This window comes from Pedobacter sp. BS3 (assembly GCF_008274585.1).
Lineage (GTDB): Bacteria > Bacteroidota > Bacteroidia > Sphingobacteriales > Sphingobacteriaceae > Hufsiella_A.
Genome location: NZ_VTRT01000001.1, coordinates 1,141,542 through 1,153,221 on the forward strand (window position 1 = coordinate 1,141,542; position 11,680 = coordinate 1,153,221).

The 11,680-nt window shown below is 40.4% G+C and carries 4 protein-coding genes; all 4 read right to left on the bottom strand.

Annotation, left to right across the window (positions count from 1 at the left end):
• Nucleotides 1–7: 7 nt before the first annotated feature.
• The 4 genes from FW774_RS04850 to FW774_RS04865 all read right to left on the bottom strand — a co-directional run bounded on the left by FW774_RS04850 (nucleotide 8) and on the right by FW774_RS04865 (nucleotide 11,565).
• The gene (locus FW774_RS04850; RefSeq protein ID WP_149346993.1) at nucleotides 8–2,170 is read right to left on the bottom strand and encodes a RagB/SusD family nutrient uptake outer membrane protein; all 2,163 of its coding nucleotides are present in this window, start codon (nucleotides 2,168–2,170) and stop codon (nucleotides 8–10) included.
• A gap of 18 nt (nucleotides 2,171–2,188) precedes the next feature.
• Nucleotides 2,189–5,368: a SusC/RagA family TonB-linked outer membrane protein gene (locus tag FW774_RS04855; protein ID WP_149346994.1), complete on the bottom strand. Its 3,180-nt coding sequence runs from the start codon at nucleotides 5,366–5,368 to the stop codon at nucleotides 2,189–2,191.
• A 43-nt stretch (nucleotides 5,369–5,411) separates the two neighbouring features.
• Nucleotides 5,412–7,250: a putative Ig domain-containing protein gene (locus FW774_RS04860; RefSeq protein WP_149346995.1), complete on the bottom strand. Its 1,839-nt coding sequence runs from the start codon at nucleotides 7,248–7,250 to the stop codon at nucleotides 5,412–5,414.
• A gap of 229 nt (nucleotides 7,251–7,479) precedes the next feature.
• On the bottom strand, nucleotides 7,480–11,565 hold the full coding sequence (locus FW774_RS04865; RefSeq protein WP_149346996.1) for a putative Ig domain-containing protein: 4,086 nt from the start codon (nucleotides 11,563–11,565) through the stop codon (nucleotides 7,480–7,482).
• Nucleotides 11,566–11,680 lie beyond the last annotated feature (115 nt).

Sequence of the window (11,680 nt, forward strand, 5' to 3'; positions counted from 1 at the left end):
GCATCGATTACCATCCATAGTTCTGGTCCAGTAATGGGTTCAATCCTCTTTCTTGTTCAGGTATTGGCCAAAGAACATCACGGGCGGTGGCATTTTTAAAGTATTCAACTCCCGCATTGGTAGGGGCTTCTATGGCAAACTCGTCTACTCCTATTTTCATTCTTTCAACAAAATTCCCCCACCTTCTTAAATCCGATTTTCGTAAACCTTCATAACACAGTTCCCTCGCTCTTTCGGCCATTATATATTCCTGTAAAGATTCTTTGGTAAACCCGGACAATTCAATGCCGGATGCTCCGGCCGGTTCTGGCGGATAATAAAACTTAAAATCACTCAGGTTTCCATTCCAAAGGTATCTTTTCAGTAGATTGGGGCCAGAAGCATATATATCAGACCCAATCGAAAAGCGACGATTTGTGTTAGCGCCTAAATCACCAACACCATCAGCCGAATACTCATTTGTTCCGTCGATGATCAAGGTAATTTTTCCTAGTGCACCGTCATCGGGATTCCATTTGACCTCGAAGTGATGCCGCTCTCCATCCCTAAGATTAAGTGAGGTAGGAGTGGAAACACTAGCTGTTGCCTGGCCCGACCCCTTTGATACCAAAAAGCGAACGGAACCGGTCGCCAGCATAACAAGATCCCAACCGGAATAAGAAGAATAAGTTGACCTGGTTCCTGCGATGTTCTGTAACGCCGTATTAGTTGTTTTAAAATATCCTTCGCATACCCAAGCCCTATCCCTTATGTCCAATACTGACGGATAGGCACTGCTGTATCCTGACCAAGTGCCGTTGGCGAAAGTTACCTGTTCAGTAAGATTGTATTCTCCTTCATCGTCTTGCAATACGCCACCCGACCCTGCTTCTGTATCCAGTTTCCACGAGGCGAAAATCGTATTCTCCGTTAATGGAATCGGAGACATTCCAAACGCCCTTCTTCTAATTTGATTTAATGCGCTATAGGCTTCTGCCGTAGGTCCGTTAAGATAGTTATCGGCCTCTGCAAACATCAACAGCACATCAGAATATCTTAGCAATACAAAATTGAGACATGAGTTAGGATATTCCCTTGCTCCGGCAGCCTCATATTTTCTATACCATTTGCCCGCATATCTAAATAATCTTGAGGTAGCAGGTCTTGCCACTTCAACGCCATTCGATATAGTGTACGGTGCTATACACCAATCTCTTCTCAGGTCTCCTGTTTCATATGAGTCGTATAGCCACCTTGTGCCTTGTACCCATCCGTAAGACACGCCGCTTTCTGTAGTTGACCCATTATACAAAACCCCAAAGTTTGTTCCTATCCTGCCTGCCTGTTCATAAGGAGGTTCACGATTTCCCCAAAATTCAACTTCCCATATACTTTCTTTAATATCGTATATATCCTGTGCATAATTGATAAAAACCTGTTTATAACTGGGATTAAGAGCATGTAATTTAGAATCTATTACTTTTTTAGCCCAGGTTCTAGCATCTTCATATTTAGAGACATCATTGATAGGATTTCCTGCCATATACAGGCACGTTCTTGCAATAATGCCCTGAACAGCAGATTTGCTTACCCTTCCCCCAAAACCAATTTCATTTATAGGTAATACAAGTTTTTCTGCTTCGATCATTTCTTTGAGAATAAACTCGTAAACCTCTTTTGCAGGAGTTTGTGGAATGTTTGGTTCACCTGGTGAAGTAGTACTCTTCAGTTTTAAAGGAATATTCCCGAAATTATTCACCAGAATAAGATAAAAGTAAGCCCTTAGAAACTGCGCTTCACCCTTTATTACTTTTCTCTTTTCCTCATCCATTTCTGGTTTATTAATATTCTCCAAAAGCAGGTTTGCATTATTAATACCTTTATAAAATTCAGCCCATAACTTAGTTATGTAAGGATCGCTCGTCACTACATTATATACCTGTACTCCACCGGTTCTTCTGAACCATCCTTCATCTGCTTGTAAACCCATATATCCATGCATCGCATTTCCATACGTGTTAAAACTAATAAGAGTAGCATACACCGCATTTAGTGCATAATTTAACTGTTCTTCTGTTTCATAATAAGTTACAGGAGATAGAAAATCTTTGGGTTTGGTATCCAGAAACTTCTCACACGAACCAAGAAGTAACATCACGATACTTAGCGCCGATATAATTATCCGTTTCATAATTTTTTGCTTTATCTGTTATAAAATGGCTTTTAAACTAAATACAATTGTTTTCGCCCTGGGATATGCAGAAAAGTCAAATCCCGGAGTCAGAATGGAATTTTTCACTGCCACTTCAGGATCCATACCTGTATAATTAGTCCAGGTAAATAAGTTCTGAGCAGAACATCCTAAAGAAAGCTTGCTTACTTTTACCCGTTTTAAATATTTGGAAGGTATATCATAATCCAGTGATACTGTTTTTAGCCGTAAATAAGACCCATCTTCTAATGTCATGGACGAATACACTCCATTTGGTCCTGCTCCTGAATCTGCACCGCCTAAACCTGCTCTAAACATATTGGTATTTTGATTCTCAGGAGTCCAACGGTTATTATAAGATGCAAACTGATTCATCAGAGGCCTTATATTATAACCTCCTTCAAAATATATTCTATTTGCATTCATAATATCGTTACCATACGACCATTGGAAAAAGATATTGAGCTTAAAATTTTTGTAAGCAAAATTGTTGTTGAAACCTCCGGTATGAATAGGGAACGCTCTTCCTATAACCGTTCTGTCTTCACTATTAACTATACCGTCATTATTCAAATCTCGGTATTTTATATCTCCCGGTTTTATAGAAGCCCGCGGATCTCCATTGGTAGGTACTTCATCTTTAAGTTCATATACTCCGGGCGAAGTTTCATTGAAATCGCTGTATTGATATACACCATCCCATATAACTCCCCAGAATGACGCTGCAGGCCCTCCTACTTCAGTTCTATATAATGGCGTTCCACTATAGTTACTGTCCCATGACATGTAGTTGAGCATAAAGGGTTCATTATCATTCAGGGCAAGTACCTTATTCCTGTTAAAACTTATATTGAAACTGCTCTCCCAACTAAACGTTCTTCCTTTTACATTTTTAGTGTTCAATGAAATTTCCAATCCTTCATTTTTAAGAGAGCCGACATTTTTAAAGGCTGTAGAAAAGCCCGACACTAATGGCAAATTAGCTCGTAACAGTAAATCGCGTACCGTTCTTCTATATATATCTGCCGTCAGGTTAATACGATTTTTAAACATAGAAAGGTCATAACCAATATTTACCTGTTCAGAGGTTTCCCATTTAAGAGATTCGTTTCCCAAAGTATTGGCTATGGCTCCTCTAGACGGGGTTTGGTTATTAAACGAGTAATAATAAGTGTACGGCAGTTCAATGGAGGATAAATAGTCATAATCTCCAACCCTGTTATTACCCGATAGCCCATAACCAATTCTTAATTTTGCATCAGTTATAAATTTAACCTGCTTCATAAAATCCTCATCACTCATTCTCCATGCAATTGCTCCGGAAGGGAAATATCCCCATCTGTTACCTGATGGGAATCTGGAAGAACCATCAGCCCGATAAGAAGCTGTCAGCAAATATTTAGATTTGAATTTATAGTCAACTCTTCCGAAAAAAGACATTTGCTTTGAATCACTTATAATACTCCTATTGGTTACAGGAACTCCCTGATCAAGGCCACTCAGCCCCAACTCCTCATTTGGCACATTTTGGGAACCAAAAGCATAATAACTTGTATTGATACCTTCCAGGCTGAAGCCTCCCTTAACATCCAGATGATGGTTACCAAAGGCCTTTGCATAAGAGAGAATATTTTCATTAGAGAAAAGCTTATATTGATAGAAATTTGCTCCACCTTGTACTCCAGCGTACACTACTCCGGGGCGCATAATCCCTCTTCTGGTTTTAGAATTATAGAAATAATTATATTCTCTTAGCCTTTTGTCTGCCCGGCCATTTACGGTCAGTAATAAGTTTCCGGTAATTTTATATTTGAGAGACAGATTTCCGGTAATTATCGAATTTTTTGTATGCAGATTCTCATTTTCTGCCATAATTACGGGATTTATCCTGTAGTCACTCGCGGCATTAAGTGTGGGATCTGTCAACTGTGTTTCCAAATCATATAAAGATTCATTAGGGCCTGTAACAGGCCTGTATCCCCATATACTTGAAAAGAAAGAGCTGGTTGCTGTACCACTTAATGCATCATCTGCGGCTACGAGCCCTGATGCATGGTTATCCGTATAATATAAGCTTAAACCAGTTGATAGTTTTTTATTAATGGTTTGTTCTAATGCAATACGACCATTAAATCTATTGAATGCTGTATTGATGATGGTACCATTCTGATTATAATAGGAACCTGACACAAGATATTTGGTGCCACCTGTTCCACCACTTACAGAAAGGTTATGTATTTGAACTGTGCCCAGACGAAATACTTTATCCTGCCAGTCTATAGATTCTGCATTTCTGTATACTTCAGGATCAGGTGTCTCTCCTGCCTGAAGATCAGGATAATAAACTGCCTTCGCATCAGCAGGGAAACGCTCTAATTGTAATTTGACAAACTCATATCCATCCATCATCTCCATTCTATTTGTCACCTTATTAAATCCCTGACTACCATTATAAGTAATCCTTGCCTTCCCTACTTTCCCTTTCTTGGTCTCTATCAGTATTACTCCGTTAGACCCGCGAGCTCCATAAATTGCAGTTGATGAAGCGTCTTTCAAAACGCTTATTGATTCCACATTGTCCGGACTTATAGTGGTAGGGTCAAAATTTTCCATCGGAAAACCATCTACTACATACAGCGGATCTGTACTCTGCGTCAACGACCCTACCCCTCTTATGGTAATATTAGGAGCAGAACCTGGCTGCCCATCATTTGAAGCCACCTGCACACCAGCAACTCTACCCGCCAAGGCATCGGCAAAGGTAGCAACAGGAGCTTTTTCCATATCTTCCACACTCACCTGGCCAACAGCGCCTGTTAAATCTCCCTTTCTAACTGTGCCGTATCCTATCACTACTACTTCGTTAAGTCTTTTGTCTGCGACTTCCAACACTATATTAAGCTGCGCTTGCGAACCTATGGATACTATCCTTGTTGTGTATCCAATATAACTGAACTCTAATTGTCCACTACCCTGAGGGACTCTGATAGCGTATTTCCCATCGCCATTTGTCTGGGTTTTTACAGATGTACCTTTCACCGTTACGTTTACTCCCACTAAAGGTTCATTCCCATCTCTTGAGCTTACTAAACCTGTAATTGTTCTATCCTGTGCGTATGACAAAACTGTCAATAAGGAAAAGTACAATAGCAGGCACCATCGAATTGATTTAGCCATAACCTGATTTTTTAAATGTTTATAAATTGAATGTAGAATAAATTTATTCTATCACTATTTTTTTAGTGCTTATACCGTCTACTTCTAACAGATAAATTCCTGCAGGTAATTTTTTAGAAATATTTACAGATATCTCATTATCTATCACTTCCAGCTCTTTCTGAAATACTGCTTTACCATTCAAGTCAATTATTTTCACCAGTTTTAGTTTATCAATCGTATTTATTCCCGATATTGTAAACTTCTCTGCACTTACAGGATTAGGAAAAACTTTCCAGCTGTTAAAATCAGTTAAACCCACATTAACAGACTTCAATCCCAATTCCTTGTATACACCATCTTTATCTGTCTGCACAAGTTTGTAATAATTGATACCCGGGTTTGGATCTGAATCTGTATAAATATAGTTACCTCCCTCATTTCCTTTAGAATCTATTCTGGTATATATTTTAAAGTCCTTTCCATCTGTACTCCTTAGTATATTGAAATGGCTGTTATTAGTCTCCGACGAAGTTTTCCATATTAATTCTACACTTCCGTTAGTTAACAAACTAACCGAGTAATCAACCAAAGACACCGGTAAAGCCGCTTCTACTGTAATATTGATTGTTGCGGTACTACTGCCTGATGTATTATATGCGGTAACGGTATAATCTGTGGCTGGAGAAATCTCTGTTGGTGTTCCGCTGATTATACCTGTTGTAGCATCAAAACTTAAACCTGCTGGTAGCTGTGGGCTTATTGTATATCCTGTTGTGCTTATTTTTCTAATCCTATCATTAGTATAATCAGCAACATATAGGTTTCCTGAGGCATCTATCGCCACATCTGCTGGATTTTTAAAACTTGCCTCTGTGCCTATACCATCTGCTAAAGCTCCTGTCCCGCTTCCGGCTAAAGTAGTTACTATACCAGAAGGACTCATTTTTCGTATTTTATGATTATTATAATCTGCTATGTACAGATTTCCCGCATTATCAAAAGTTAATCCAAAAGGTCCATTAAAACTTGCATCTGTATCAATAGGACCATCATTAGAACCACCACAAGGACAGATATTTAATGTTTCCACCTGAGCTGTTGTGGCATTAATTTTTCGTATCCTGTTATTACCATTATCACTTACATAAATATCTCCTGTACTGCTCACAGCAATACCGACAGGATTATTAAATCTTGCATCAGTTCCTATGCCATCCAAAGCACCAGATTGATTTGAACCAACAGGCGCACCAGCAAAAGTTACCACATCTCCAGTTGGTGAAACTTTACGTATCTTATGCCTTGCTCTGTCTGCTACATACATATTGCCCGAGGCATCAAATGCCATCCCAAAAGGTAAGTAGAATTCAGCGGAAACGGCATCACCATCTGCATCCCTATTACCTGCTGCACTACCAGCCCCGGAAAAATGAGTTTGCACTCCTGCCGAAGTAATTTTACGTATAATATTACCTTGGTCTGATGCATATATATTTCCCGATGCATCCACCGCCACTCCTAAAGGATTATTAAATTTTCCATCTGCCAATACACCAGAAGAACTGGTAACACCTGCAAGAGTACTTACAACACCTTCTGGAGTTATTTTTGTTATTCTATGGTAAGCCCTATCAGCAACATAGACATTCCCAGAGGCATCTACTGCTATACCTTGGGGTCTGGAAACACCTCCTGCTGCCCCAGCAACAGTAATGGTACTTACCTGTCCATAAATTGTAGCAGGTACAGCTCCTCCTGTATTAACAGGGTTTAAAGGAGAAATTGCCGTGTTTTGTGTAAACACATTTGATACATTGTAGCTAATAACCGGAGCCTGAGCCAATGTGATGCTTGTACCAGAAAACATCAAAAAAACGCTTAATAGTAGTTTTCTTTTCATATTACTTTAATTACGAGTTAACAAATTGATTGACAGAAACTTGCTTCAAAAGCATTATCCTTTACTCAAAGATGCATCGAAATTTACTGCTCAACTCATACGAAATTGCCCAATATCAATGCTATTCTATCTTTATATAAATTACAAAAACAGATTTGAAACAGAATAGTATTTACCATGAAGTAAGAGAGCTTGAAATTTGAGCCTGTCTCCAAAAGCAATACTATCATTAACGTATGAATATCTTTTTTACCCCCAATTCCTGTACCTGCACCATATACATGCCTGGCATTAATCGGGATGGAAGATATATATTAGCTTGCCCGTCATTTACGGTCAAGCCTTTGCTGAACACTATTCGTCCGGTCATATCATAAATTTTCACAATCTTTTCCTTTGAGGCAGCAATTGGCACAACTATTCTAAACCATCTGTTATCAACAGGATTGGGGTAAATGCTCCAATCTGCTTTTATTAAATTTTCAGGGTTAATTTCTACTCTCATATTTTCATTACCAGTAGGCCGAGAAGCTAATAGCAAGTCATCTGATACTTCGATACTAATGGTATCAGAGCTGCTACCTGCACTATTATATGCTGTAACAACATAATCTGTAGCTGGCGATACTACGGTAGGTGTACCACTAATAACACCTGTTTTGTTATCAAATGTTAACCCAGTTGGCAGTGACGGATTGATAGTGTAACCAGTGGTTACAATTTTCCTAATCCTATCATTAAGATAATCTGCTACATACAGGTTTCCATCTGCATCCGCTGCCACATCCGCCGGATTTTTAAAACTCGCAGCAGTGCCTATTCCATCTGTTAACGCTCCGGTCCCACTACCGGCAAGTGTACTTACAGTTCCAGTCGGTGCTATCTTACGAATTTTATTATTAGTATAATCAGCTATATAGAGGTTACCAGCACCATCAAATGCCATTCCGAAAGGGCCATTAAAGCTTGCAGTCGCTACCGAGCCATCAGCCGATCCGGCACTCCCTGTCCCTGCAAATGTTGTTACTTCACCTGTCGAGGTAATTTTCCGGATTTTATTGTTATTAAAATCCCCAATATAAAAATCCCCTGCCTGACTGATTGCGATTCCTACCGGGTTATTAAACTTGGCACTTGTTCCTGTGCCATCAATAGACCCTGCCGTACTACCAGCGAAAGTACTTACGGTACCAGATACGGTTACTTTACGAATTCTATGATTTGCACGATCCGCAACATACAGGTTTCCTGTTGAGTCCAGGGATAATCCAAATGGGTAATAGAAACTAGCTGATGTGCCTGCACCGTCAGATGATCCTACTGAACCGTCTCCGGCAAGTGTACTTACCTGCCCCGCCGGACTAATTTTCCGGATACGCTCATTCTGAATATCAGAAACATAAACATTACCAGCACTATCTATAGCAATATCAGACGGATTATTAAACATGGCTGTGGCACTTGAACCATCTGCAAACCCTGCGGTTCCGCTGCCTGCAAGAGTACTTATAGTTTCTTGCGGAGTAATTTTCCTAATCCTGTGATATGCCCGATCAGCGATGTATACATTACCAGATTTATCAATTGCAATACCTTGCGGCCTTGAAACATCTCCGCTGATAGTTATTGTACTTGTTTCACCATAAGTGGTAGCTGGAACAGGGCCACCAGTGTTTACAGGAGCTATAGGCGTAATGATTTGATTTTTAATATAATTCTGCACATCCGGATAAGCTATGTGTGGCGGGGTATTTATAATTTCTATATTTAGAGTATCCGAACTATTACCAGCCTGATTATAAGCCGTAATAATATAATTTGTAGCGGGCGATACGGCCGAAGGCGTTCCGCTAATTACTCCTGTTGCGGCATTGAGAGACAACCCTCCCGGTAATTCAGGATTAATAGTGTAACCTGTGATAGTAATTTTTCGAATTTTATTGTTACCGTCCGCTACATATAAGTTTCCTATGTTATCTGTTATTACATCAACCGGATACTTAAAACTAGCGGCACTGCCTATACCTTCTGCCAAGCCGATTGTGCCACTTCCCGCAAGAGTACTTACTATACCAGAAGGAGTGATTTTTCGGATTTTTTGATTATTATAATCTGCCACGTACACATTTCCCAGATTATCCACCGTTACACCAAACGGATTAGTGAAACTGGCAGCTCCGCCAATACCATCAGCAGAACCAGGGCTGGTTTGACCTGCTAAAGTACTGACTACGCCTGCTGCAGTAATTTTCCGAATCCGGTTATTCGTGTAGTCACCAACATATATGTTGCCAGCACTGTCAACCGCAACTCCTACCGGATTGTTAAATTTTGCAGTTAGCGGATTACTTGAATCTGCAAACCCCGCAGTGCTCCCTGCTATTGTAGTCACTACTCCCACCGGAGTAATTTTCCGTATCTTATAGTTATAACGATCGGCGACATATACATCTCCTGACCGGTCGACAGCAAGACCAAAAGGATAATTAAATTTTGCGGCACTACCCGTACCATCAGCAAAACCTGCAGTTCCAACAGTACCGGCCAGCGTGCTGACAACCCCTGCCGGGGTGATTTTTCTTATTGTATGATTCCGCATGTCAGAAATATACAAGGTACCGGAACTATCAATTACAATTCCGGCCGGTTCATTAAAACTGGCACCCGTTCCTGTACCATCTGCCGAACCAGCTACACCGCTACCTGCAAATGTGCTAACTACACCTGCAGGGGTGATTTTTCGTATTCTATGATTATAACGATCGGCCACATAAATATTTCCTGTATTGTCTGCAACCATTCCATAAGGTGTCTTGAATTTTGCTGTTGTACCTACACCATCCGCAAAGCCATAACTTCCACTGCCTGCAAATGTGCTGGTTTCACCATAGGCAACTACAGATGGCACACTACCACCATTATTCACGGGAATAAGTAATGGAATTTCTTTATTTTTCACATAAATCTGCCCTGCCCCATAATTAATATCAGGAGATAAGTTATCTATTACTTGAATACTTACAGTATCAGAACTATTCCCTGTTCTGTTATATGCCGTAATGATATAATCTGTTATGGGTGCTACTGCTGTTGGCGTACCACTGATTATACCTGCGGTAGCATCAAAATTTAACCCGGCTGGTAATGACGGCCTAATGGTAAAACCAACTGTTGATATTTTTCGGATAACGTTTCCGGTAAATTCGGCTACATAGAGATTACCAGTTCTGTCAACAGCAATTCCAAAAGGATTATTGAAACTAGCCGAATCTCTTACACCATCCATAGAACCGCTACAGGCACAACCGGCCAGCGTACTTACCATCCCAGCGGAAATTTTCCGGATTTTTTGATTCCCATAATCGCTCACATATATATTTCCTATACTATCAACAGCCACACCAACCGGATTATTAAAACTTGCTACCGTATCAATGCCATCGATTGAATTCGCGGCACCACTACCCGCTACAGTACTTACTAAGCCTCCGGGAGTAATCTTTCGTATTCTATGATTGGCTCGATCAGCTACATACAGATTTCCGGTTCTGTCAACAGCAATCCCAAAGGGATAATTAAACTTTGCCGCACTGCCTGTACCATTTGCAAAACCTGCTGTACCAACACTACCGGCAAGTGTACTTACTACTGCAGCGGGAGTAATTTTCCGAATTGTTTGATTCTGTAAATCAGAAACATACAGGTTTCCGGCAATATCGATGGCAATTCCACCAAGTTCACTGAAACTGGCTGATGTACCTGTACCATCTGCAGAGCCCACAGCACCACTGCCGGCAAATGTACTGACTACACCTGCCGGGGTAATCTTCCGTATCTTATGATTATAACGATCAGCTACATAAATGTTGCCTGAAGTATCTACAGCCACCCCGTAAGGATTATAAAAGCTTGCCGATGCCCCTGTACCATCTGCAGAGCCCACAACACCACTACCTGCCAATGTACTGACTACACCTGCCGGGGTAATCTTTCGTATTTTATTATTCGCTCTGTCAGCTATATACAGATTACCTGAAACATCAACTGCCACTCCCACCGGCGAATTAAAAGTGGCTGCTATCCCCGTGCCGTCAGTCGAGCCGGCAATGCCACTGCCAGCAAATGTGCTTACCTCACCATATACAATAGCTGGAATTTCTCCACCAGTATTAATTGGTTCCAAGGGGACAATCGTTTTGTTTTTTATGTAAACCTGAGATTTGTTATATATTATATATGGTTCTTGCGAATAAAGTTGCTCATGGCACAATAACACAATAGCCGCCAACCAACTTATTAGTAAATACCTTTTCATATTATGCGTTAGTTTGTAAATGGTTAGTATTAAATAATCGAATAGCAATTCAAAATTGCCCCGAATTCTGCTACTCAACCCATACGAAATTGCCCAACACTGATGCTTTTCTATC